Raw genomic sequence first — 23,674 nt, forward strand, 5'->3', positions numbered from 1 at the left:
TCCAGTGGACCCTCCCGTACTGGTCAACGCCAGGCGGGAGGCACGGGTTCCCCGGGCCGTACCGGGGGCGGCGGGCGGGCGGTGTAGGCCGAAGGGGTGACCGATCAGCCGCGTGGGGCAGGCGCGTGAGTCAGGCGCGTGAGTCAGGCGCGTGAGTCAGGCGCGTGAGTCACGCACCTGGATCAGCTGCGTGGGTCAGAAGAGGGTGGTCGCCGCGAAGCGCAGTGCGAACTGCGGGTAGCCCGAGAGCACGACGCCCACGACGGCGGCCGCCGCGACCGCCAGGGTGATCGGCGCGGGCACGCGCGCGTGGGCGGCCTTCTCCTCCGTCGGCGCGCGGAACAGCAGCGCCGTCCACCGCAGGTAGTAGTACAGGCCGATCACGACGTTGATGCCCATGACCACGGCCAGCCAGCCGAGGCCCGCGTCGACCGCCGCCGAGAAGACGGTGACCTTGGCGAAGAGGCCGATGATGCCGGGCGGCAGGCCGGCCAGGTTGAGCAGGAAGAAGCCCATGACCAGGGCGATCACCGGGCGGCCGGCGTACAGGCCGCGGTAGTCGGCGATCCGGTTCTCGGGGTGCGTACGGGCGACCAGCACGACCACCGCGAAGGCGCCGAGGTTCACGACGGCGTACATCAGGGCGTACGCGACGGTGGCCCCGATCTGGTCGTCGCTGGAGTACGCGGCGGCGGCGATCGGCACCAGGAGGTAGCCGGCCTGGGCGACGGAGGACCAGGCGAGCAGCCGGACCGCGCTCCACGCGCGCGTGGAGACCTGCCGCAGGGCGGCCACGTTGCCGACGGTCATGGTGAGCGCGGCGAGGACGGCGAGCGCCGGACCCCAGACGTCCGCGTACGAGGGGAAGGCGACGACCGTGACCAGGATGAGGCCGGTGAAGCCGACGGCCTTGCCGACCACCGAGAGGTAGGCGGCGACGGGCAGGGGGGCGCCGACGTAGGTGTCGGGGACCCAGAAGTGGAAGGGCACGGCGGCCGTCTTGAAGGCGAAGCCGACCAGGGTGAGGGCGACACCGGCCTGGGCGAGGGTCTCCAGCTGCCCGGGGACGCCGTCGAGGCGCTGGGCGAGCTCGGTGAGGTGGAGGGTGCCGGTCGCGCCGTACACGAAGCTGACACCGAGCAGGGTCACGGCGGTCGCGGTGACGGACGAGAGGAAGAACTTCAGCGCGGCCTCGCTGGACTGCCGGTCGCCGCGGCGCAGGCCGACGAGTGCGAAGGCGGGCAGCGAGGCCACTTCGAGGGCGACGACGAGGGTCGCGAGGTCGCGGGAGGCGGGCAGCAGCGCCGCGCCGGCGGCCGAGGAGAGCAGCAGGAACCAGTATTCCCCCGCCGGCAGCTTCTCCTTCGTGTCGGAGAGCGACAGGAGGGCCGTGAGCAGCGCCCCGCCCAGCACCAGGAACTGGAGGACGAGGGTGAAGCGGTCGGCGGTGTAGCTGCACGCCGCGGTCGCGGCCGGCTCGGTGGTGAGGCAGAAGGTGGAGCGGTCGCCGGCGCGCAGCGGGATCAGCAGGGCGATCGAGGCGACGAGCCCGGCGATCGCGGTCCAGCCGAGGAGCTGCTTGTGGCGTGCGGGGACGAAGAGGTCGGCCACGAGCACGGCCAGCGCGACCACGGCGGTGAGGGTGGGTGGCGCGATCGCGAGCCAGTCGACGGACTGGACGAGGTTCGTGGTCGTCACTAGTTCCCTCCCGCGAGGAGCTTCTGGACGGCCGGATCGGTGAGGCCGAGGAGGACCGCGGGCCACAGGCCGGCGAGGACGGTGAGGGCGACGAGCGGGGTCCAGGCGGCGAACTCGTACCCCTGGACGTCGGCGATGGCCGTCTCCCCGCTCGGGCGGGGGCCGCCCATGCAGACCCGGCGGACGACGACGAGCAGGTACGCGGCGGTGAGCAGGGTGCCGAAGGCGCCGATCGCCATGAAGGTGAGGAAGGCGGGGCGGCTGAGGCCCGCGGCCGGTTCGAAGGCGCCGAACAGGGCCAGCATCTCGCCCCAGAAGCCGGCGAGGCCGGGCAGTCCGAGGGAGGCGACGGCGGCGAAGGCGAGCAGTCCGCCCAGGCGGGGGGCGCGGCCGTAGAGCGCGGCGCCGGTGGCGCCGGCGAGGGTGTCGAGGTCGGCGGTGCCGTACCGGTCCTTCACCGCGCCGACCAGGAAGAAGAGCAGGCCGGTGATGAGGCCGTGGGCGATGTTGGCGAAGAGCGCGCCGTTGACTCCGGTGGGGGTCATGGTCGCGATGCCGAGGAGCACGAAGCCCATGTGGCCGACGGACGAGTAGGCGATCAGGCGCTTGAGGTCGCCCTTGCTGCCGCGCCTCGCGAGGGCGAGGCAGGCGAGCGATCCGTAGATGATGCCGGCGACGGCGAGGGCGGCGAGGTACGGGGCGAAGACCCGCATGCCGTCCGGGGCGACGGGAAGGACGATCCGGACGAACCCGTACGTTCCCATCTTCAGCAGGACGCCGGCGAGGAGGACCGAGCCGACGGTCGGGGCGGCGGTGTGGGCGTCCGGGAGCCAGCTGTGCAGCGGCCACATCGGGGTCTTCACGGCGAGCCCGATCCCGATCGCGAGAACGGCGATGACCTGCACGGATGTGGTCAGTCCGCGGCCGTTGTCAGTGGCCAGTGCCACCATGTCGAACGTGCCCGCCTTCAGGCCGATGAGGAGCAGGCCGAGCAGCATGACGACGGAGCCGAGGAGGGTGAAGAGGATGAACTTCCAGGCGGCGGCCTGCCTGCCCTCTCCGCCCCAGCGGGCGATGAGGAAGTACATCGGGATGAGGACCATCTCGAAGGCCAGGAAGAACAGCATGAGGTCGAGGACGGCGAAGGTCGCGAGGGTGCCGGACTCGAGGACGAGGAGAAGTGCCACGAAGCCCTTGGGGGAGGGGCCGGCGGGCATCTTGAAGTAGCTGTACAGCGCGCAGAGGAAGGTCAGGAGCGAGGTCATGACCAGGAGGGGGAGGGAAATGCCGTCGACACCGAGGTGGAGGCGCACGTCGAGTGCGGGGATCCATGTGATGTCCGTGCTCGCCTGCATCCTCGACGGCTGGTCGTGGTCGAAGCCGAGGGTGAGGACGATCGCCGCGGCGAGGATCACACCGGTGACGATCACGCCGTGGCGGAGCACAGCCTGGTCGGGTGAGGTGCCCTTCAGCCCGGGCGGGGCCGGGAGGAGAGCGGCGACGGCACCGACGAGCGGGCCGGCGACGATCAACGCGAGAAGGAACTGCATCACGGATTCGCTGATATCGATCACGTCTCACGCTCCGGCGGCGACGAGTACGGCGGCGAGCGCCAGGACGACGGAGCCGGCGAGCAGGGCACTGAGGTAGGTCTGCACGTTGCCGGTCTGGGCGCGGCGGACGAGCCATCCGAGCCATCGGGTGCCGGTGCCCGCGCCGCTGACGTACGTGTCGACGACCTCGCGGTCCAGGAAGCGGACCAGGGAGGCCGCGGCCAGGACGGGGCAGACGAACACGGCGGTGTAGAGGGCGTCCAGGTGGAAGCCGGTGGCCGCGTGGCGGTGCAGCGGCCCGAGCAGGACGCGGCCGGGGTCGGCCGGGTCCGGGGCCGCGGCGATGTCGCCGTAGGCGGGGGTGTGGCTCGCGATCGCCTCGGCCTCGACGAGACCGGCGTCGCCCTCGGGGTGGGCGGCGACGGCGCCGAGCGGGGTACGGGCCGCGAGGGCGCGGGTGCGCTGCCAGACCGCGTACGTGACCGCTGCGCCGGCGAGGGCGATGCCCGTGCCCAGGACCGCGGTGGTGACGGTCGGGGTGAGGGCGTGGCCGTCGAACCAGTCGTCGAGGTACGTGGCGCTCAGACCGAAGCCGAGGGAGGGGATCGCGAGCACCCACAGGACGGTGGTCATGGCGAGCGGCTGGCGGCCGTGGTCGGGGGCCTCGGCGCCCCGGCCCCGGAAGGCGAGCAGCCACAGGCGGGCCGCGTAGGCGGCGGTGAGGAGGGCGGTGAGCAGGCCCGCGACGAGGACGGTCCAGCCGGCCCCGGCGGGGGCGACGGTCCTGTCCCCGAGGGCGGTGTGCTCGGCGGCCACGAGGACGGCTTCCTTGGAGAAGAACCCGGCGAACGGGGGGATCGCGGCGAGGGCGAGGAGGGCGACGGTCATCGTCCAGTACGCGTCCGGGATCCGCCGGGTCAGGCCGCTCATCCGGGACATGGCCGAGAGCGAGTTCGTACCGGCGGCGTGGATGACCGCGCCGGCGGCGAGGAAGAGCAGGGCCTTGAACGCGCCGTGGGAGAGGAGGTGGAAGACGGCGGCGCCGCGGTCGCCGACGGCCAGGGCGCCCGCCATGTAGCCGAGCTGGCCGATGGTCGAGTAGGCGAGGACCCGCTTGATGTCGTCCTGGGCGAGCGCGGCGAGGGCCGAGCCGACCATCGTCACGGCGGCCATGACCGCGAGCACGGTCAGCGCGGCCGCGGAGGACGCGAAGACGGGCAGCAGGCGCGCCACGAAGTAGATGCCGGCGGCGACCATGGTCGCCGCGTGGATGAGCGCGGAGACGGGGGTGGGGCCGGCCATGGCGTCGGGGAGCCAGGTGTGCAGCGGGAACTGCGCGGACTTGCCCGCCACACCGGCGAGCAGCAGCAGCGCGATGAGGGTGGGGTGGTCGAGGCCGTCGCCCGCGACGGCGCCGAGGATCCCGTCGATCCGGAAGGTGCCCGCGTCCGCGGCGAGCGCGAAGAGGCCGATCAGGAAGGGGACGTCACCGAGCTTGGTGACCAGGAAGGCCTTGAGGGAGGCCGCCCGCGCCTCGGGCGTCTCCCAGTAGTGGCCGACGAGGAAGTACGAGCAGATGCCCATGATCTCCCAGCCGACCAGGAGCACCATCAGGTCGCCGGAGTAGACGACGAGCAGCATCGCGGAGGTGAAAAGGGAGACCAGCGCCGCGTACGAGGGGTAGCGGGGGTCGTCGCGGAGGTACCCGGTCGAGTAGATCTGCACGCAGGTGGCGACGAGGCCGACCAGGATGGCGACGAGGGCGGCGAAGCCGTCGATGTGCAGGGCGAGGTCGATGGGGACCGAGCCGGTGGGGGTGAGCTGGGTGGCGGCCTCGATGGTCTTCCCGCCGCCCTGGCGGACGGCGACGAGGACGGCCACGACGGCTGCCGCGAGCGTCGGCAGGACCGCGAGGGGGCGGACGAAACCGGGCGCGGTGCGGCCGAGGAGCAGACCGGCGGCGGAGCCGAGGAAGGGCAGGAGGGGGACGAGCGCGGCGAGGGTCGTCGTGGTCACGCGGTGGCCTCGGCCTTCTCGTCGGCGTCGGAGGAGGGGGTGTCGGCCTCCACCGTGTCGCGCAGCCGGTCGACGTCCGAGGTGCCGCGGTTGCGGTAGACCATCAGGACGATCGCGAGCCCGATGCCGATCTCGGCGGCGGCGATGGCGATGGTGAAGAGGGTGAGCGCCTGGCCGGCGTGGAGGGCGTCGCGCAGCCAGACGTCGAAGGCGACCAGGTTGAGGTTGACGGCGTTGAGCATCAGCTCGACGGACATCAGGACGAGGATCGCGTTGCGGCGGGCGAGGACGCCGTAGAGGCCGACGCAGAAGAGCAGGGCGGCGAGGACGGCGGGGTAGGCGAGATGCATCAGTCCCGGGCCTCCTTGGCGTTCTTGCGGGACAGGACGATCGCGCCGACCAGTGCGGCGAGGAGGAGGACGGAGAGCGCCTCGAAGGGCAGCACCCAGTGCCGGAAGAGGATCTCGCCGGACACCTTGGTGGAGCCCTGGGCCGGTCCGTCGAGGTCGATCCAGGTCGTACGGAACGCGTCGACGACCACCCAGACGAGCGCGGCGGCCGCGGCGAGCGCGACCGCGAGGGCGACGAGGCGGTTGCCCGAGTCGGCGTCCGGGGAGCGGCCGATGGGGGCCCTGGTGAGCATGAGGCCGAAGAGGAGGAGGACGACGACGGAGCCGACGTAGATCAGCACCTGGACCCAGGCGATGAACTCGGCGGTGAGGAGGAGGTACTCGACGGCGAGGCCGCCGAGCGCCACGACCAGCCAGAGCGCGGCGTGGACGAGCTGGCGGGTGGTGACGGTGACGACGGCCGCGCCGAGGGTGACGAGGCCGACGAGGAGGAAGGCGATCTCGACGCCGGAGGGCGAGAGGAAGCCGGGAGCCGTGGCGGCGAGGGTCACTGCTGGTCCCCCTCGGCCTGCGCCTGGGCGGCGGCCTTCTCCGCGGCCTTGCGGGCGGCGGCGATCTCCTTGGGTTCCTCGGCGCGCGGGTCGAGCGCGGGCGGCTCCGGGACGGTCCACATCCACTCGCGGAGCTTGTCGCGCTCGTGGGTGAGTTCGTGGATGTCCGTCTCCGCGTACTCGAACTCGGGCGACCAGAACAGCGCGTCGAAGGGGCACACCTCGATGCAGATACCGCAGTACATGCAGAGGGCGAAGTCGATGGCGAAACGGTCGAGGACGTTGCGGCTGCGCTCGCGGCCGCCGGGGGCGGCGGCGGGCACCGTCTCCTTGTGGGAGTCGATGTAGATGCACCAGTCGGGGCACTCGCGGGCGCAGAGCATGCAGACCGTGCAGTTCTCCTCGAAGAGCCCGATGACGCCGCGGGAACGGGGCGGAAGTTCGGGCTGCTTGTCGGGGTACTGCGCGGTGACGGTCTTCTTCGTCATCGTGCGGAGCGTGACGGCGAGGCCTTTGGCGAGGCCGGAACCGGGGATCGGGGACATCAGTTGATCGCCACCTTCACGATGCCGGTGAGCGCGATCTGCGCGAGGGCGAGCGGGACGAGGGTCGTCCAGGCGAGCTTCTGGAGCTGGTCCTCGCGGAGCCGGGGGTAGCTCACCCGGAGCCAGATCACGAGGAAGGCGAGGACGGCGGTCTTGAAGAGGGTCCAGACCCAGCCGAGTCCGTCGGCGCCGAAGGGGCCGTGCCAGCCGCCGAGGAAGAGAACGGTGGTGAGGCCGCAGAGGACGACGATGCCGGCGTACTCGGCGAGCAGGAAGAGCGCGAAGCGGAGGCCGGTGTACTCGGTGTACGCGCCGAAGATGATCTCGGAGTCGGCGACGGGCATGTCGAACGGCGGGCGCTGGAGCTCGGCGAGGCCGGCGACGAAGAAGACGAGCGCGCCGACGATCTGCCAGGGCAGCCACCACCACTCGAAGGCGTTGAGGATGCCGGGGAGGGAGACGGTGCCGGCGGCCATCGCGACGGAGGCGGCGGTGAGCAGCATCGGGAGCTCGTAGGCGAGCAGCTGGGCGGCGGTGCGGAGGCCGCCGAGCAGGGAGAACTTGTTGGCGGAGGCCCAGCCGGCCATGAGGCTGCCGAGGACGCCGACGCCCATGACGGCGAGCACGAAGAAGATGCCGGCGTCGACGAGGACGCCGACGGCTCCCTCGCTCGGGCCGATGGGGATGGCGACGAGGACGAGGAGGTACGGGAGGAGGGCGACGGCGGGGGCGAGCTGGAAGACGCGGCGGTCGGCGTTGGCCGGGACCACGTCCTCCTTCTGCGCGAACTTGACCCCGTCGGCGACGAGCTGGGCCCACCCGTGGAATCCACCGGCGTACATGGGCCCGAGGCGGCCCTGCATGTGGGCCATGACTTTGTGCTCGGTCTGCCCGATGACGAGGGGCAGCACGAGGAACACGGCGAAGACGACGAGCAGCCGGAGGGCGACGTCGAGTGCGTCGTTCACGCGGGTTCGCCTCCGGCGGGGTCGGTGGGGCTGGGGTGGTGGTCATGATCGGCACGCTCGCCGTCGCGGTCGCCCGCACTTTCCGGCTCCGCCTGGGCGGCCCCCACCTCGGACGCGGGTTCCGCCGAAGCGGACTGCCCCTCGGGGGCGGGTTCCGTCCCGGGGGCGGGCTCCTCCTCGCGGGCCGGCTCCGCCTGGGCGGGCGCCGCCTCGGGGGCGGGCTTCGCCTCCAGAGCCGGGGTCGGCTCGGAGGCCGGCTTGGCCTCTGAGGCCGGGGTGGGGTCCGAGGCCGGCGTGGGGTCGTCCTCGAATGTCGGGCGGGCGTGGTGCCACGGGGCGTCCGAGCTGCGGGTGCGGGGTGGCGGCTGTACCAGGGGCTGGGCCTCGGAGGGCGCGCCCTCCGCCGGATCCCCGCTCGCGGAGCGACTCCGCCCCGGACCGGCGGCAGGTGCCTCCGGGGCCGCCTGGCTCGCCGAGCCGTCCGCCGCGGTGCGACTGCGGCGCGGCGGGCGCCCCGGCGGGGTCCCAGGCTCCGCCGGACCCATCGCCTCCGGCACCGGCGGGGTGGCCGTTTCCGGGAGCTGGGTGGCCGAGCCGTCCGTCGTCGTACGGGTGCGGCGGGGTGGGCGGTCGGCCGCTGCCGCGCGGGCGGGGCGGGTCGGGGCAGGGGGGAGCTGGCCCTTGAGGGGGCCCCACTCGTTGGGGTCGGGGACGCCCGGGGGGAGCATCTGGCGGCGCTTGGGACCACCGTGCTCGGATTCCCCCGGCTCCTTCGCGCCCGGCCACGCCTTCACGACCCGCGCGGCCAGCACGAAGTCCTTCCGCAGCGGGTGGCCCTCGAAGTTCTCCGGGAGCAGCAGCGGAACGAGATTCGGGTGGCCCGTGAACTCCACGCCGAACATCTCGTGCGTCTCGCGCTCGTGCCACCCCGCGCCCGCGTACACCTCGACCGCGGTCGGGAGCGACGGAGCGGCGTGCGGGACCGTCGTACGGACCAGCAGGCGCCGCACCACGCCCCCCTCAAGCGCCACCACGTGCGCGCAGACGCGGAAGCCCTCGCCCGGCTCGTCCACCGCGCTCAGCCAGTCGAAGTACGTGCAGCCCAGCTTGTCCCGCGCGGTCTCCAGCGCCGCGATCCAGGAGCCCACCGGCACGTCGACCGTCAGCAGGTCGTACGCCCGCTCCGCGGTCGCCTCCTCGCCGAAGATCTCCGTCACGGCGTCGGGAAGGGTGTCGTAGGCGTTCACGCCGTGCCTCCCGGCGCCGGCGGGGTGACCAGTCCGCTGGTGAGCTGGCCGACCGAGGGGCCCGAGTACCGCGCGGCCAGGGACTCCCGCGCGATCTTCTCCTGCAGCTTCAGGATTCCCTGGAGCAGCGCCTCGGGGCGCGGCGGGCAGCCCGGGACGTACACGTCCACCGGGATGATCTGGTCGACGCCCTTCGTCACCGAGTACGAGTCCCAGTAGGGCCCGCCGCAGTTCGAGCAGGCGCCGAAGGAGATGACGTACTTGGGCTCGGGCATCTGCTCGTACAGCCGCTTCACCGCCGGCGCCATCTTGTCCGTCACCGTGCCGGAGACGATCATGAGGTCGGCCTGGCGCGGCCCGGGCGCGAAGGGGATCACGCCGAGCCGGATGAAGTCGTGGCGGGCCATCGACGCGGCGATGAACTCGATCGCGCAGCAGGCGAGCCCGAAGTTGAAGACCCAGAGGCTGTAGCGGCGGCCCCAGTTCAGGACCACCTTCATCGGCTCGGGGGCCAGGCGGGCGAGCGCGCCCAGCTTCGGAGCCGGAAGCGGAAGCGGAGTCGGGGTCACGTCCATGTCAGGACGCCCTTCTTGTACGCGTAGAGCAGTCCCACGGCCAGGAAGCCGAGGAAGATGAACATCTCGACCAGCGTCGTCGCGCCGTAGCCGGGCGCGGCGAACACGGTCGCCCAGGGGAAGAGGAAGATCGAGTCGACGGCGAAGATCACGTAGAGGAAGGCGTACACGTAGTAGCGGACCTGGGTGTGCGCCCAGCCCTCCCCCACCGGGTCGACACCGCACTCGTACGTCAGCAGCTTCTCCGGCGTCGGAACGACGGGCCGCAGCAGTCGGCCCGCGCCGAACGCGACGGCCACGAAGAGCACACCGATGACGGCGAGCAGTCCCACGACGGAGTACGACTGGAAGTAGTCCGCCGCGAGTCCGATTCCCGCGCGTACGGTCGGATCCGGCACGTCCACCCTCGCTCCCTGCCCGTTTCGACGATCTGTACGCACGGGAGTCTAGGCCCTGTTAAAGAGCCCGTAAGCGGTCGTGTCACGGAGTGGGCGGAGCGGCGTACGGGACGGCGGCACGGGGGATATCCCTACTCCCGCTCACCCACGTCCCCCATGGCGCGCGCTCCCCGCCGACCGGCAGGCTGGGCCCATGAGCGTCGACACCGATACCCCTGACAGCGACCGGCTGCCGCCCGCCCGCCTCGCCTACGGCCGGCACGTCTGGAAGGAGATCTCCTTCCTTCTGGCCAATCTGCCGATCGCGCTGGTCGGCTTCGTGTACGCCGTGGTGTCGGTCGCCGTCGGCGTCGGGCTGTCCGTCACGGTGATCGGTCTGCCCCTGCTGGCCCTCGGTCTCGCCGGCGCGCGCGGCATGGGCCGGGCGGAGCGGGCGAGGGCCCGGGCGCTGCTCGGCGTACGGGTGGAGGAGCCGAGCCAGCTCCCCCGCCGACACGGCTTCTTCCCCTGGCTGTGGACGGCGCTGAAGGACCCGGTGGCGTGGCGGACGCTGCTGTACATGTTCATCCGGCTGCCCTGGGGGATCGTGACCTTCGCCGTCACCCTCGTCTCGCTGATCGTGCTCTGGCCCGTGCTGCCGTTCCTCGCCCGTGGGCTCTCCAACGCCGACCGGGCCATGGTCCGCGGCCTGCTCTCACCCTCGGACGAGCTGGAGCGGCGGATCGCCGAGCTGGAGGAGGACCGGGGCGTGGTCGTGGACACGGCCGCCGCCGATCTGCGCCGGATCGAGCGCGATCTGCACGACGGCGCCCAGGCCCGGCTCGTCGCGCTGGCCATGGGTCTCGGCCTGGCGAAGGAGAAGCTCCTGGAGGACCCGGAGGCAGGCGCCGCCATGGTCGACGAGGCGCACGGCGAGGTGAAGCTGGCGCTCCAGGAACTGCGTGACCTCGCCCGGGGCATCCACCCGGCGGTCCTCACCGACCGCGGCCTGAACGCCGCCCTCTCCTCGATCGCCGCGCGGTGCACCGTCCCGGTGAAGGTGACCGTCGATCTGGCCGAGCGGCCGGCCGAGGCCATCGAGGGCATCGCCTACTTCACGGTCTCCGAGTTGCTCCAGAACGTGTCCAAGCACGCGCGGGCGCGCTCCGCCTCGGTGGAGGTGTGGCGCCGGGACGACCGGCTGCTGCTCCAGGTACGGGACGACGGGCGCGGCGGGGCACGGCTGGACGGCGGTACGGGGATGGCGGGGCTGGCGGAGCGTCTGGGCGCGGTCGACGGGCTCTTCGTCCTCGACTCGCCGGAGGGCGGGCCGACGACGGTCACGGCGGAGCTGCCGTGGCGGGCCCGGCCGGCATCCGCGTAGGCGGCTGCCGTGGCGGTCCCGGCCGGCATCCGCGTAGGCGGCTGCCGTGGCGGGCCCGGCCGGCATCCGCGTAGGCGCAGGCGTCGTCCTCGACACCGACCGGCGCAGGTGCAGGCGTAGGTAGGGAAAACCCCCCGGCCGAGACGCCCACCCTCCTCATGGTCCGGAGCGCCCCCGACCGGAACCCTTGAGACATCACCTCCCTGAGCAGAACCGAGCAGAAACGGACCACAGCGATGGCAACCCACCGCCTCCCCGCCGGGATCCGCGCGCCGTTCGAGGCCCGCACCTGGCGCGAGTTCGGCCACCTGGTGCTCGGTCTGCCGCTGAGCTGCGTGTACTTCGCCCTCTCCATCGCCATGGTCTCGGCGGGGGCGGGACTGTTGATCACCTTCCTCGGCATCCCGGTCCTGGCCGGCGGACTCGCCCTGTGCCGCGGCTTCGGCGCCGTGGAGCGGGCCCGGGCGCGCGGTCTGCTCGGCCTGGACGTGGCGGCGCCCGAGCCGGTGCGGGGCCGTACGGGCGGGGCGATGTCGTGGATGGGGGCGATGCTGAAGAGCGGCGCGTCCTGGCGGCACCTGCTGTACGCGATCCTCCACATGCCGTGGGCGGTCTTCGCCTTCACCGTGTCGGTCGCCTTCTGGGTGTACGGCTGGGCCCTCTTCACGTACCCGCTGTGGCAGTGGGTCTTCCCCATGTACGCCGGCCAGGACGGCATCCAGCTGTACGGCGACCGGACGCACGCCTTCTATCTCGACTCGCCCTTCGAGATCACCGTGACCAGCGCCGTCGGTCTGCTGTTCGTGCTCGCCGGGCCGTGGATCATCCGCTCGCTGACCGCGGTCGACCGGCTGATGGTCTCCGGGCTGCTCGGCCCGTCGCGGCTGGCGACGCGCGTGACGGAGCTGGAGTCGGACCGGGGCGTGGTCGTGGACACCGCCGCCGCCGATCTGCGCCGGATCGAGCGCGATCTGCACGACGGCGCCCAGGCCCGGCTCGTCGCGCTCGCCATGGACCTGGGTCTGGCGAAGGAGAAGCTGGCCGAGGACCCCCGGGCGGCGGCGCAGATGGTCGAGGAGGCACACGGCGAGGTGAAGACGGCGCTGCGGGAGCTGCGCGACCTCGCCCGGGGCATCCACCCGGCGGTCCTCACCGACCGCGGCCTGAACGCCGCCCTCTCCTCGATCGCCGCGCGGTGCACCGTCCCGGTGTCGGTGGAGGTCGACCTTCCGGCCCGGCCGGTGCCCGCGATCGAGGGGATCGCCTACTTCACCGTGTCCGAGCTGCTCCAGAACGTGTCCAAGCACTCCGGCGCACGGCGCGCGTGGGTGGATGTGTGGCGGGCCGGCGACCGGTTGATGCTGCAGGTCAGGGATGACGGCCGGGGCGGCGCGGACGTGGCGGCGGGCAGGGGGCTCGCAGGTCTGACAGAGCGGCTCGACGCGGTCGACGGGATCCTGGCGGTGGACTCGCCGGCGGGCGGCCCGACGACGGTCACGGCGGAGCTGCCCTGGCGCACGTGAACCGTTCCGCCCCAACGGAACAGTTGCCCACAACGGGGCGGGCGGGGTGCGATGCTGGGACCCGCAACCGATCATCGGGACATGGGGGCTTCAGGGTCGTGGAAGACGTGGCGGACAGGGTGCGTGTGGTCATCGCCGAGGATTCAGTGCTGCTCCGTGAGGGTCTGACCCGGCTGCTGACCGACCGGGGGCACGAGGTCGTCGCCGGCGTGGGCGACGGAGAGGCCCTGGTCAAGACCGTGGCCGGGCTCGCCGGTGAGAACGCGCTGCCGGACGTGGTGGTGGCGGACGTACGGATGCCCCCCACGCACACCGACGAGGGCGTACGGGCGGCGGTGCGGCTGCGCAAGGAGTACCCGGAGATAGGGGTCCTGGTCCTTTCGCAGTACGTGGAGGAGCAGTACGCCACCGAGCTGCTGGCCGGTTCGAGCCGGGGCGTCGGCTATCTGCTGAAGGACCGGGTCGCCGAGGTCCGCGAGTTCGTGGACGCCGTGGTCCGGGTGGCCCGGGGGGGTACGGCGCTGGATCCGGAGGTCGTGCAGCAGCTCCTCGGCCGGAGCCGTAAGCAGGACGTGCTCGCGAACCTGACCCCGCGCGAGCGGGAGGTCCTCGGGCTGATGGCCGAGGGGCGGACGAACTCGGCGGTCGCGAAACAGCTGGTGGTGAGCGACGGCGCGGTGGAGAAGCACGTCAGCAACATCTTCCTGAAGCTGGGCCTCTCGCCGAGTGACGGGGATCACCGCCGGGTACTCGCGGTGTTGACCTACCTGAACTCCTGAGGACCTGACACTCTGTCAGACAACGACGCAGGGTCCGGCCGGCCGGACCTCATACCGAAGCAAGCCGGGCCTGGCACCAAAGGACGAGCGGAACGCGAGGTTCGCGAAGACTCCGGGGGCGACAGAACGTGACAATCGATGACACAAGGGCATCTCAAAACGAGGTCCATGATGCGAGAAGTCCCGGGAAGGCACCCCTCACCGTCGTAGGGTGGGCCACGGGACGGCCGGTCAGCCGACCGTCTCCCGAGCCTTCTCCCCGCCTCTGGCGGAGAGACCCTTGCCGCGAGGGAGGTCCAGTTCAGTGACCAGCAAGGTCAGTAGCGAGGCCGGTGAGGCCCTGGTCGGGGAGCAGCGCAGTATCCCCGCAGCGCCCCACCACGGTGACGCGAAGGAAGTCCGGAAACTCGATCGGGTGATCATCCGGTTCGCCGGGGACTCCGGTGACGGTATGCAGCTGACCGGTGACCGGTTCACCTCCGAGACGGCGTCCTTCGGGAACGACCTCTCGACGCTGCCGAACTTCCCCGCCGAGATCCGGGCGCCCGCCGGCACGCTGCCGGGCGTCTCCTCGTTCCAGCTGCACTTCGCGGACCACGACATCCTGACCCCGGGCGACGCCCCGAACGTGCTGGTCGCGATGAACCCGGCCGCCCTGAAGGCCAACATCGGCGACGTGCCGCGCGGCGGCGAGATCATCGTCAACACGGACGAGTTCGCCAAGCGCGCCATGGCCAAGGTCGGCTACGAGACGTCCCCGCTGGAGGACGGCTCGCTGGACGGCTACCGGGTCCACCCGGTCCCGCTGACGACGCTGACGATCGAGGCCCTGAAGGAGTTCGGGCTGTCCCGGAAGGAGGCCGAGCGCTCCAAGAACATGTTCGCGCTCGGGCTGCTCTCCTGGATGTACCACCGGCCGACCGAGGGCACCGAGACCTTCCTGCGCCAGAAGTTCGCCAAGAAGCCGCAGATCGCCGAGGCGAACGTGGCCGCGTTCCGGGCCGGCTGGAACTTCGGCGAGACGACCGAGGACTTCGCCTTCTCCTACGAGATCGCCCCGGCGACCCAGGCGTTCCCCACCGGCACGTACCGGAACATCTCCGGGAACCTGGCCCTCTCGTACGGCCTGATCGCCGCGTCCCGCCAGGCCGACCTGCCGCTCTACCTGGGCTCGTACCCCATCACTCCGGCGTCCGACATCCTGCACGAGCTCAGCAGGCACAAGAACTTCGGCGTCCGCACCTTCCAGGCCGAGGACGAGATCGCCGGCATCGGCGCCGCGCTCGGCGCGGCCTTCGGCGGCTCGCTCGCCGTCACCACCACCTCCGGCCCGGGTGTGGCGCTGAAGTCCGAGACGATCGGCCTCGCGGTCTCCCTGGAGCTGCCGCTGCTCGTCGTGGACATCCAGCGCGGCGGCCCGTCGACCGGCCTGCCGACCAAGACCGAGCAGGCCGACCTGCTCCAGGCCATGTACGGCCGCAACGGCGAGGCGCCGGTGCCGGTGGTGGCCCCGAGGACCCCCGCCGACTGCTTCGACGCGGCGCTCGAGGCCGCCCGGATCGCCCTCACGTACCGCACCCCGGTCTTCCTGCTCTCCGACGGCTACCTCGCCAACGGCTCCGAGCCCTGGCGCATCCCGGACCTCGACGAGCTCCCGGACCTCGCCACCACGTTCGCCACCGGCCCCAACCACCGGCTGGCGGACGGCACCGAGGTCTTCTGGCCGTACAAGCGCGACCCGCAGACCCTCGCCCGGCCCTGGGCCGTCCCCGGCACCCCCGGTCTCGAACACCGCATCGGCGGCATCGAGAAGCAGGACGGCACCGGCAACATCAGTTACGACCCCGCCAACCACGAGTTCATGGTCCGCACCCGGCAGGCCAAGGTCGACGGCATCGACGTCCCCGACATCGAGGTCGACGACCCGGACGGCGCCCGGACCCTCGTCCTGGGCTGGGGCTCCACCTACGGGCCGATCACGGCGGCCGTCCGCCGGCTGCGCCGCGAGGACCTGCCGATCGCCCAGGCCCATCTGCGGCACCTGAACCCCTTCCCGAAGAACCTCGGGGAGGTGCTGAAGCAGTACGACACGGTGGTCGTCCCGGAGATGAACCTGGGCCAGCTCGCCACCCTCGTCCGGGCGAAGTACCTCGTCGACGCCCGCTCGTACACCCAGGTCAACGGGATGCCGTTCAAGGCCGAGCAGCTCGCCTCGGCGCTCAAGGAGGCCATCGATGAGTGAGTCGCTCCTGCACCTCGTACCGAAGGCCGAAGCCGCCCAGTCGATGAAGGACTTCAAGTCCGACCAGGAGGTCCGCTGGTGCCCCGGGTGCGGCGACTACGCCGTCCTCGCCGCCGTGCAGGGCTTCATGCCCGAGCTCGGTCTGGCGAAGGAGAACATCGTCTTCGTCTCCGGCATCGGCTGCTCCTCCCGCTTCCCGTACTACATGAACACGTACGGGATGCACTCCATCCACGGCCGCGCCCCGGCCATCGCCACGGGCCTGGCCACCTCGCGCCGCGACCTGTCGGTCTGGGTGGTGACCGGTGACGGCGACGCGCTCTCCATCGGCGGCAACCACCTGATCCACGCCCTGCGGCGCAACGTCAACCTCAAGATCCTGCTCTTCAACAACCGGATCTACGGTCTGACGAAGGGGCAGTACAGCCCGACCAGCGAGGTCGGCAAGATCACCAAGTCGACCCCGATGGGCTCGCTCGACGCGCCGTTCAACCCGGTCTCGCTCGCGCTCGGCGCGGAGGCGTCCTTCGTGGCCCGGACGGTGGACTCCGACCGCAAGCACCTCACCGAGGTCCTGCGCCAGGCCGCCGACCACCCGGGCACGGCGCTGGTGGAGATCTACCAGAACTGCAACATCTTCAACGACGGTGCTTTCGAGGTCCTGAAGGACAAGGACCAGGCCCAGGAGGCCGTGATCCGCCTGGAGCACGGGCAGCCGATCCGCTTCGGCGCCGGCCTGGACAAGGGCGTCGTACGGGACCCGGCCACGGGCGACCTGAAGGTCGTCACGGTCACCCCCGAGAACGAGAGCGCCGTCCTGGTCCACGACGCGCGCGCCGCCTCCCCGACGACCGCGTTCGCGCTGTCCCGCCTGGCGGACCCGGACACGCTGCACCAGACACCCATCGGGGTGTTCCGCTCGGTGGAGCGCCCGGTGTACGACACCCTGATGGCCGACCAGCTGGACACGGCGATCGAGCAGAACGGCAAGGGCGACCTCGGGCAGCTGCTCGCGGGGAACGACACCTGGACCGTCGTCGGCTGACCGAAAGGACACAGCTGACGGAAGCGGCACGGCTGAGGGGCGCGGCACGCGAGAGGCCGCGCCCCTCAGCCTTTCCCGCGCCGCTTCTTCTCGTCCTTCCCGGCCTTCTCGAACTGACCGAGGAACCGCGGGGCACCCTGCTCGATCCGGTACAGGAACAGCTCGGAGTGGTACTTGAACATCATCACGTTCTGTTCGTCGAAGCCGTACTTCTTCATGATCCCCTGGTACGTGAACACCCGCATCGCCCCCCGCAGGGATTCCCGCGAGACGGCCAGCTTCCGGCTCGACACCAGGTCCCTCATGCGCTCGGCCATCCCCGTCACCACGTCGTACGCCTCTCCGGCGAACCGGTCGACGGGTGCCGAAGCCGCGAGCCCCCAGCGCTTGCGGTAGGCGGTCGTGAACGCCTTGGCCCCGGGCACCAGCGCCGGATCGACGTAGGTGGTGCCGAAGTACCAGCCCTCGGCCGCCGGACCCGCGACGGAGAGGAACTCCGGCCCCAGCGCGTATTCGACGCCTCCGCACATTCCGTCGAACCCCTGCCGCATCAGCGCCTTGGCGCAGAGCCCGGCCCTGCGCTGCGAGACGCCGGCGTAGAGCACGGCGTCGGGGCGGGCGGCGAGGGCCTCGCGCACCACCGGTCCGAAGTCCTCGGTCTCGGCACGCACCTGATGAGACGTGACCACCTTGCCCACCTGGGACATGGTGGTCCGCGCGGAGTTGGCCACCCGCCAGCTGTAGTCACCCGCCGCCCGGTCGTCCACCACGGCCGTCCGTACGGCCTCCCGCACGAGGGCGACGCTGGTGAAGGGCAACTGCAGCATGTCGTGATGGACGCGCAGTTCGCGGTAGGTGGGGTTGGTGGTCTGACCGGGGAGGTCCATCTGATCGATGCCGACGGCGACGGTCGCGCAGACGAGGAGGCCCGCGTCGTACGTGTCGGCGACGGCGATCACGGTCTCGCGGGTGGTCGGGCCGATCACGGCCACGACGGCCGCATCGCGCACGAACTCCCGTGCCACGGCACCGGCCCGGGCCGGCTCGCCCGCGTCGTCCCGTACCTTCACCGCCAGGTCGAAGGGCCGGTCGGGACGGGCGTTGAAGGTCTCGACGGCCAGCCTCGCTCCGCGTTCCTGGGCACGTCCGTCCAGCGCGCGGGGACCGCTCAGATCGGTCTGGACGCCGATCGTGTACGTGGGCAGGGCCGCGGGCGGCCCGCCGGAGCCCGTGCCCGTTCCGCCGAGGCCGCGGTTCACGAGCCAGGCGGTCAGGCCGCCCGCCCCGGCGACGGCGCCCGCGGAGCCCAGGACCAGGAAGCGGCGCCGTGACGGCGAGGTGCGGGCCGGTTCGGCGGAGGACGCGACGACGGTCGGCTCCGCCACGGGCAGGTCCAGGACCCGGGCGGAACGCTCGGCGATCAGTGCGGGCAGCCCGGGCGGCAGCCAGTCGCCCGCAGGGCCCCCGGCCGACCCGAGCCGTGCCCGTACCTCCGCCGCCGTGGGCCGGTCCGCCGGGTCCTTGGCCAGACAGGCGGTCACCAGCGGCAGCAGCGCCGGTACGCCGTCGAGGTCGGGTTCCTCGTGGACGGTGCGGTACACGACCGCGGCCACCGATCCCGTACCGAAGGGGCGCCGGCCGGTGGTCGCGTACGCGAGCACGCAGCCGAGCGAGAAGACGTCGCTCGGCGGGCCGACCTCGCCGGCGCCGGTGACGCGGGCCTGTTCGGGGGCGAGGAAGCCGGGCGTGCCGATCATCGCGTCGGTGGCGGTGAGGGCGGTGGCGCCGGCCGAGCGGGCGATGCCGAAGTCGATCAGGCGCGGTCCGTCGAGGGCGAGCAGCACGTTGGCGGGCTTGACGTCCCGGTGGACGAGTCCGGCCTCGTGCATGTCCGTGAGCGCGTCGGCGAGCCGGGCGCCCAGGGCCCGTACGGTCGACTCGGGCAGGGCGCCGTGCAGGCCGACGGCCTCGGCGAGGGAGGGTCCGGGGACGAACTCGGTGGCCAGCCAGGGTTCCCGGGCCTCCGGGTCGGAGCCGAGGACGCGGACCACCCAGCGACCGGTGATGCGCTCGGCGACGCGGGCCTCCCGCCGGAACCGCTCGCGGAAGCCGGGGTCGGCGGCGTGCTCGGCGAGGATCAGCTTGAGCGCGGCGAGCGAGCCGCCGGCGGTCCGGGCGAGGTAGACCACGCCCATGCCGCCGGCACCGAGCCGGCCGAGCAGGCGGTATCCGGCGATCGCGGAGGGATCGGCGGGGCGGAGAGGCCGCACGCGTCAGGTCCGTCGGTTCTTCGGCGGCCCGGCGGGGGCGAACTCCAGGGCTTTGTACCGGCCGTTCTCCACCACGTACATGAACGTGCCGACCACCCCTGTTCGCAGCTGGCCGGTCTCGGGATCGAAGACGTAGCCGCCCATGATGCCCTGGTACCCCGCCTTGCGCAGAAGGGGCGCGAGTGTCCTGCGGTCGGGGCGCTTCCCGGCCTTGGCCGCCCTCGCCAGTTCCTGGGCCAGGAGGTTGACCAGGTCGAAGGACTCGCCCGTGTAGAAGGCGGGGGCCGTGCCGTACCGCTTGCGGTACGCGGCGACGAAGGGCGACGCCGCCTTGACGGTCGTGGCGTCGACGACCGGGGCGCCGAGCACCCAGCCCTCCGCGGCGTCGCCCGCCTCCGCCGGGAAACGGGGCTCGAAGACGTGCTGCCCGGTGACCTTCAGGCCGGTGAAGCCGAGTTCGTCGAGCGCCCGGGCCGCGAGGACGGCGCTCGGGGTGAGGCCGCAGTGGACGTACGCGTCCATGCCGTCGGCCATCATGGCGCCGAGCACGCGCTTGTAGTCCGTGGTGGCCCCGGGGACGACACGGGGAAGAGGGGTGACCTTCCCCTGCCGGAAGCCGAAGTTCGCGCCGCCGGTGTACTGCCAGGCGTAGGTGTCGTCCGTCCTCTCCTGGAGGATGCCCGGCCGGACGCTCCGGCTTTTCGTCAGAACGTAATAGGCGAGGTAGGTGCCCGCGATGGCGTGCTGCGGGCAGGCCTGCAGCACCGAGAGCCCCTGGCCGCCCGGCGCGTTGCTCAGCAGGTTCAGCCCGGCGGAGACCGTGATCAGGGGGACGAGCGCTTCGTCGTACGCGGGGAGGGCGGCCAGGCCCGTGTAGTCGGAGGTCGGCCCGAGCACACCGAGGACGTCGGGGTCGCCGGTGAGGACGCGCGCCGCGGCCAGGGCCTTGTTCTTGTCCCCGCCGTCGTCGGAGACCTTGAGTTCGAGGGTGAAGGGCTTGTCCTCGCGGGCGTTGAACTGCTCGACGGCCAGTCGGGCGCCCCGCTCCTGCGCGCGGCCGATGTCCTTGGCGGGGCCTGTCAGGTCCGCGTGGACGCCGATGACCCAGCGCCGTTTCTTCGGTGGCGGGGTGGCCTTCCGGCCCGTGCCGTCGTCCCGCAGGGTGGCCCAGGCGCCGATGCCGCCGCCGACGGCGAGGACGGCTCCCCCGGACGCCAGCAGGAACTTCCTCCGACTGGGCGCTGGTCGGCCGTCCGGTGCGGATGCGCCGGGCCGGGTCGCGTCGATCTCGGGCAGGGCGAGCATCGCGGCCGAGCGTTCGGCGATGGTGCGCACGACGGGGGCGGGCAGCCAGTCGGCCGCGCCGCCCGGGGTGTCCTCCGTGAGACGGGCGGCGATCTCGGCGGCGGTCGGCCGCTCGGCCGGGTCCTTGGCGAGGCAGGCGGTCACCAGCGGCAGCAGCGCCTCCGGTACGCCGTCGAGGTCGGGCTCGTCGTGGACGGTGCGGTACAGCAGGGCGTCGACCGCCCCCGTACCGAAGGGCGGGCGGCCGGTCGCCGCGTGGGCGAGGAGGCAGCCGAGGGCGAAGACGTCGCTGGGCGGGCCGATCTCGGCGGCGCGGGCCTCGGCCTGTTCGGGGGCGAGGAAGCCGGGGGTGCCGACGACCATGTCGGTGGAGGTGAGCGCGGTCTCCCCCGTCGTCCGCGCGATGCCGAAGTCGATCAGGCGCGGTCCGTCGACGGCCAGAAGGACGTTGCCGGGTTTGACGTCACGGTGGACGAGTCCGGCCGCGTGTACGGCGGCGAGCGCGCGGGCGAGGGCGCCGCCGAGGATCCGTACGCTCCGCTCCGGCAGCGGGCCGTGCGCGGTCACCGCCTCGCCGAGCGAGGGCCCGGGGACGAAGGCGGTCGCCATCCAGGGCTCGGGCGCGTCGGGGTCGGCGCCGGTGACGGGGACGGCCCAGGGGCTGGAGACGCGGCGGGCAGCCTCGACCTCGCGGCGGAAGCGGGCGCGGAAGTCGGGCTGGTCGGCGTGGTCGGCGTGGGTGACCTTCACGGCGGCGAGTTCGCCGCTGTCCGTACGGCCGAGGTAGACCACGCCCATGCCGCCGGCACCGAGCCGGCCGAGGAGGCGGTAGCCGGCGATCGCCGACGGGTCGGAGGGCAGCAGCGGCTGAAGGACGGCGGGCTCGCGAGAGGATGCGGATGCGGGCGGGACGGCGGGGCTCACGACCGGACCTCCAGCTGGTCCTCGGCGCGGCCGATCATGGCCACCAGGGCCTGGACCTGCGCGCTGTCCGTCTCTTTGGCGGAGTGGCCGGGCGCGCCCTTGACGACGGCGGCGACGGTCACCTGTCCGACGCGGGACTGGACCCAGGAGTAGGTCTGTTCGCCCGGGACGGAGTCGTTGAGGTACGTCCCCGCCTCCCGGAGCGAGTCCACGGCGGTGAAGTTGCCGCCGACACCGAAGGGGCTGCCGAGGGACATCAGTCCGCGGATCCGCTCCCCCGCGCGCAGCTGCTGGTCGGGGCAGCGGAGCGCCTCCTCCAGCGTCTCGGCCATCTCCCAGTCCGCGTCCGTCTCGGTCCGGTGGACGGTGACGGTCGCGGAGACCCGCAGCACCCCCTTGCCGGGCCCGGCGGGGATCTCGCTGTAGGCGGTGACGCTGTGGAGCACGGACGTCGGGCGGGTGCCGGTCCCCCACGTGCACTGCTTGCCGAGGACGGGCCAGTAGCCGTCCGGGCTGAGATGCGGGGTGCGCTTGACGTAGTCGGAGCCCCAGGAGTCGGGCCCGGCGACGATCGCGAGGGCGAGGCGCTCGGCCTCGGCCTGGTTCTTCGGAGCGCGCTTCGGGTCCGCGGTGAAGCCGAGCTTCGTGGGCACGGCCCCGGTCGGCGGCGTTTCCGAGCTTCCGGTCGGCGCGGGGGACGTGCTCGGACTCCCCCTGCCGTCGGCGTTCCGGCCGTCGTCGCCCGAGCCGGAGCCCAAGCAGCCTGTCAGGATCAGGCCGGCGGCCAGCAAGGACCCCCAGGCGCGCAGCACTCTTCGGTACCCGTACGTCACGCTTCCCCCACGCACGCTCACGCTTTCCCCGAGTGGTGAGCAGATCGTACGCGGCAGGTGTTCAACTCGCCCTGGTTACCACGTTATTGAGACGATCTCGCAGCGGCTTCGCGACGCGCCTCGTCGTAGCGGGCGCGGGCCTCCTGGACGGCCGGGACCCGGGCGTCGGTCCAGCGGGCCAGGTCCGCGATCCGGTCGGCGGCCTCCTCGCCCAGGTCGGTGAGGCTGTAGTCGACGCGGGGAGGGATCACCGGCTTGGCGTCGCGATGGACGAACCCGTCGCGCTCCAGGGTCTGGAGGGTCTGGGTGAGCATCTTCTCGCTGACGCCGCCGACGCGTCGGCGCAGCTCGCTGAAGCGGTAGGAACGCTCGCGCAGCGCGATCAGGACCAGGACCCCCCACCGGCTGGTGACGTGCTCCAGGACGAGCCGCGACGGGCACATGGCTCCGGCGACATCGGCGAACAGACTCTTCGGTTCCTCACTTACTTCCACGTCAGTACCTTACTTCAAAGTGGGTACTTTCAAAAGGTTAGCGCCCGTCGTACGGTGAGTGCCTTGCCCGACCCGCCCCACCGAGGAGAGATCCCCATGAGCATCGTCGTCACCGGAGCCACCGGACAGCTCGGCCGTCTCGTCATCGACGAGCTGCTGACCCGGGTCCCGGCCGAGTCCGTGGCCGCCGTCGTCCGCGACAAGGCCAGGGCCGCCGACCTCGCCGAGCGCGGTGTCGAGCTGCGGATCGCCGACTACGGCAAGCCGGAGACCCTGGCGGACGCCTTCGGGGCGGGCGACCGGGTGCTGCTGATCTCCGGCAGCGAGGTCGGGCAGCGCGTGGCCCAGCACGCCGCCGTGATCGCCGCGGCGAAGGCCGCCGCCGTCGCCCAGCTCGCCTACACCGGCGTCCTCGGCGGCCCGGAGGCCGACTTCGACCTGGCCGCCGAGCACAAGGAGACCGAGCGGCTGATCCTCGACTCCGGCCTGCCGTACACCTTCCTGCGCAACGGCTGGTACACCGAGAACTACACCGCCAACCTCGCCCCCGTCGTCGCCCACGGCGCCGTCGTCGCGAACGCCGGCGAAGGCCGGATCGCCTCCGCCTCCCGCGCCGACTTCGCCGCCGCGGCCGCCGCGGTCCTGACCGGCCCGGCCGAGGAGCACCTGAACAGGGCGTACGAGCTGAGCGGCGACGTCGCCTGGTCGCTGGCCGAGTACGCGGCCGAGGTCGCGCGGCAGACCGGCAAGGAGATCGCGTACAGCGACGTCCCGGCCGAGACGCACGAGCAGATCCTGACCGGCGCGGGCGTCCCGCCCCTCTTCGCCGCGATCCTCGTGGACGTCGACAGGGCCATCGAGCGCGGGGCGCTCGCCCGGCGGACCGGCGACCTCTCCCGCCTCATCGGCCGCCCGACCACCCCGCTCGCCGAGACGATCGCCGAGGCCCTCGCCCAGAGGTCATGACCGTATCGCGGTACGGACATGACAGCCTG

General features: G+C 72.3%; 20 protein-coding genes. 6 read left to right on the plus strand and 14 right to left on the minus strand.

Features of this window, described 5'->3' with window-relative positions:
* Window positions 1-195: 195 nt before the first annotated feature.
* The 10 genes from ACFYV5_RS17700 to ACFYV5_RS17745 are packed head-to-tail and all read right to left on the minus strand — an operon-like array spanning window position 196 to window position 9,901.
* Entirely contained in the window at window positions 196-1,698 is a 1,503-nt protein-coding gene (locus tag ACFYV5_RS17700; protein ID WP_389169196.1) for an NADH-quinone oxidoreductase subunit N, read from the minus strand.
* Complete coding sequence (locus ACFYV5_RS17705; protein WP_389169958.1) at window positions 1,698-3,248, minus strand: NuoM family protein; 1,551 nt, start codon at window positions 3,246-3,248, stop codon at window positions 1,698-1,700. Before ACFYV5_RS17705 ends, ACFYV5_RS17700 begins: the two co-directional genes overlap by 1 nt.
* A gap of 27 nt (window positions 3,249-3,275) precedes the next feature.
* Window positions 3,276-5,267, minus strand: a complete 1,992-nt coding sequence (locus ACFYV5_RS17710; protein ID WP_389169198.1) for an NADH-quinone oxidoreductase subunit L — start codon at window positions 5,265-5,267, stop codon at window positions 3,276-3,278.
* Entirely contained in the window at window positions 5,264-5,617 is a 354-nt protein-coding gene (nuoK, locus tag ACFYV5_RS17715; RefSeq protein WP_355104999.1) for an NADH-quinone oxidoreductase subunit NuoK, read from the minus strand. Before nuoK ends, ACFYV5_RS17710 begins: the two co-directional genes overlap by 4 nt.
* Window positions 5,617-6,168, minus strand: a complete 552-nt coding sequence (locus ACFYV5_RS17720; RefSeq protein WP_355104997.1) for an NADH-quinone oxidoreductase subunit J — start codon at window positions 6,166-6,168, stop codon at window positions 5,617-5,619. The genes nuoK and ACFYV5_RS17720 overlap by 1 nt, the downstream gene beginning before the upstream one ends.
* Window positions 6,165-6,713, minus strand: coding sequence for an NADH-quinone oxidoreductase subunit I (locus ACFYV5_RS17725; RefSeq protein WP_355104995.1), 549 nt, complete (start codon window positions 6,711-6,713; stop codon window positions 6,165-6,167). Before ACFYV5_RS17725 ends, ACFYV5_RS17720 begins: the two co-directional genes overlap by 4 nt.
* Window positions 6,713-7,681, minus strand: a complete 969-nt coding sequence (locus ACFYV5_RS17730) for an NADH-quinone oxidoreductase subunit H (protein WP_389169200.1) — start codon at window positions 7,679-7,681, stop codon at window positions 6,713-6,715. The genes ACFYV5_RS17725 and ACFYV5_RS17730 overlap by 1 nt, the downstream gene beginning before the upstream one ends.
* Entirely contained in the window at window positions 7,678-8,928 is a 1,251-nt protein-coding gene (locus ACFYV5_RS17735; RefSeq protein WP_389169202.1) for an NADH-quinone oxidoreductase subunit C, read from the minus strand. Before ACFYV5_RS17735 ends, ACFYV5_RS17730 begins: the two co-directional genes overlap by 4 nt.
* A complete protein-coding gene (locus tag ACFYV5_RS17740) occupies window positions 8,925-9,503 on the minus strand; it encodes an NADH-quinone oxidoreductase subunit B family protein (RefSeq protein ID WP_355104989.1) in 579 nt (192 codons plus the stop codon). The genes ACFYV5_RS17735 and ACFYV5_RS17740 overlap by 4 nt, the downstream gene beginning before the upstream one ends.
* A complete protein-coding gene (locus ACFYV5_RS17745; protein ID WP_355104987.1) occupies window positions 9,494-9,901 on the minus strand; it encodes an NADH-quinone oxidoreductase subunit A in 408 nt (135 codons plus the stop codon). The genes ACFYV5_RS17740 and ACFYV5_RS17745 overlap by 10 nt, the downstream gene beginning before the upstream one ends.
* 193 nt (window positions 9,902-10,094) lie before the next feature.
* Here ACFYV5_RS17745 and ACFYV5_RS17750 point away from each other — a divergent pair, with 193 nt between their 5' ends.
* From ACFYV5_RS17750 to ACFYV5_RS17770, 5 genes are all read left to right on the plus strand, one after another.
* Window positions 10,095-11,264 carry a sensor histidine kinase gene (locus ACFYV5_RS17750; protein WP_389169205.1) on the plus strand — a complete coding sequence of 390 codons (1,170 nt, stop codon included), beginning with the start codon at window positions 10,095-10,097 and terminating at the stop codon, window positions 11,262-11,264.
* A gap of 236 nt (window positions 11,265-11,500) precedes the next feature.
* Window positions 11,501-12,787 carry a sensor domain-containing protein gene (locus ACFYV5_RS17755; RefSeq protein ID WP_355104983.1) on the plus strand — a complete coding sequence of 429 codons (1,287 nt, stop codon included), beginning with the start codon at window positions 11,501-11,503 and terminating at the stop codon, window positions 12,785-12,787.
* 119 nt (window positions 12,788-12,906) lie between these two features.
* Window positions 12,907-13,566: a response regulator transcription factor gene (locus ACFYV5_RS17760; protein ID WP_355105938.1), complete on the plus strand. Its 660-nt coding sequence runs from the start codon at window positions 12,907-12,909 to the stop codon at window positions 13,564-13,566.
* Window positions 13,567-13,870: 304 nt separating this feature from the next.
* Window positions 13,871-15,808: a 2-oxoacid:acceptor oxidoreductase subunit alpha gene (locus ACFYV5_RS17765; protein ID WP_355104981.1), complete on the plus strand. Its 1,938-nt coding sequence runs from the start codon at window positions 13,871-13,873 to the stop codon at window positions 15,806-15,808.
* Window positions 15,801-16,853, plus strand: a complete 1,053-nt coding sequence (locus ACFYV5_RS17770; RefSeq protein WP_355104979.1) for a 2-oxoacid:ferredoxin oxidoreductase subunit beta — start codon at window positions 15,801-15,803, stop codon at window positions 16,851-16,853. The genes ACFYV5_RS17765 and ACFYV5_RS17770 overlap by 8 nt, the downstream gene beginning before the upstream one ends.
* Before the next feature lie 65 nt (window positions 16,854-16,918).
* Here ACFYV5_RS17770 and ACFYV5_RS17775 read toward each other — a convergent pair whose 3' ends face one another.
* The 4 genes from ACFYV5_RS17775 to ACFYV5_RS17790 form a co-directional block, all read right to left on the minus strand.
* Window positions 16,919-19,123 carry a bifunctional serine/threonine-protein kinase/ABC transporter substrate-binding protein gene (locus tag ACFYV5_RS17775; RefSeq protein ID WP_389169207.1) on the minus strand — a complete coding sequence of 735 codons (2,205 nt, stop codon included), beginning with the start codon at window positions 19,121-19,123 and terminating at the stop codon, window positions 16,919-16,921.
* A gap of 3 nt (window positions 19,124-19,126) precedes the next feature.
* Entirely contained in the window at window positions 19,127-21,352 is a 2,226-nt protein-coding gene (locus tag ACFYV5_RS17780; RefSeq protein ID WP_389169209.1) for a bifunctional serine/threonine-protein kinase/ABC transporter substrate-binding protein, read from the minus strand.
* Window positions 21,349-22,005, minus strand: coding sequence for a hypothetical protein (locus ACFYV5_RS17785; protein ID WP_389169211.1), 657 nt, complete (start codon window positions 22,003-22,005; stop codon window positions 21,349-21,351). Before ACFYV5_RS17785 ends, ACFYV5_RS17780 begins: the two co-directional genes overlap by 4 nt.
* Window positions 22,006-22,268: 263 nt before the next feature.
* Window positions 22,269-22,628, minus strand: coding sequence for a winged helix-turn-helix transcriptional regulator (locus ACFYV5_RS17790; protein WP_389169961.1), 360 nt, complete (start codon window positions 22,626-22,628; stop codon window positions 22,269-22,271).
* A gap of 147 nt (window positions 22,629-22,775) precedes the next feature.
* Between ACFYV5_RS17790 and ACFYV5_RS17795 the strand changes: the two genes are divergently transcribed.
* Window positions 22,776-23,645 carry an NAD(P)H-binding protein gene (locus ACFYV5_RS17795; protein WP_389169212.1) on the plus strand — a complete coding sequence of 290 codons (870 nt, stop codon included), beginning with the start codon at window positions 22,776-22,778 and terminating at the stop codon, window positions 23,643-23,645.
* Window positions 23,646-23,674 lie beyond the last annotated feature (29 nt).

This window comes from Streptomyces sp. NPDC003035 (assembly GCF_042888285.1).
Taxonomy (GTDB): Bacteria; Actinomycetota; Actinomycetes; order Streptomycetales; family Streptomycetaceae; genus Streptomyces.

Bases quoted from the DNA above. Each gene is read 5' to 3' on its own strand.
- ACFYV5_RS17770 (WP_355104979.1), top strand. From the start codon at position 15,801: ATGAGTGAGTCGCTCCTGCACCTCGTACCGAAGGCCGAAGCCGCCCAG.
- ACFYV5_RS17795 (WP_389169212.1), top strand. From the start codon at position 22,776: ATGAGCATCGTCGTCACCGGAGCCACCGGACAGCTCGGCCGTCTCGTC.
- ACFYV5_RS17790 (WP_389169961.1), bottom strand. From the start codon at position 22,628: ATGTGCCCGTCGCGGCTCGTCCTGGAGCACGTCACCAGCCGGTGGGGG.
- ACFYV5_RS17705 (WP_389169958.1), bottom strand. From the start codon at position 3,248: ATGCAGTTCCTTCTCGCGTTGATCGTCGCCGGCCCGCTCGTCGGTGCC.
- nuoK (WP_355104999.1), bottom strand. From the start codon at position 5,617: ATGCATCTCGCCTACCCCGCCGTCCTCGCCGCCCTGCTCTTCTGCGTC.
- ACFYV5_RS17740 (WP_355104989.1), bottom strand. From the start codon at position 9,503: ATGGACGTGACCCCGACTCCGCTTCCGCTTCCGGCTCCGAAGCTGGGC.
- ACFYV5_RS17725 (WP_355104995.1), bottom strand. From the start codon at position 6,713: ATGTCCCCGATCCCCGGTTCCGGCCTCGCCAAAGGCCTCGCCGTCACG.
- ACFYV5_RS17755 (WP_355104983.1), top strand. From the start codon at position 11,501: ATGGCAACCCACCGCCTCCCCGCCGGGATCCGCGCGCCGTTCGAGGCC.
- ACFYV5_RS17750 (WP_389169205.1), top strand. From the start codon at position 10,095: ATGAGCGTCGACACCGATACCCCTGACAGCGACCGGCTGCCGCCCGCC.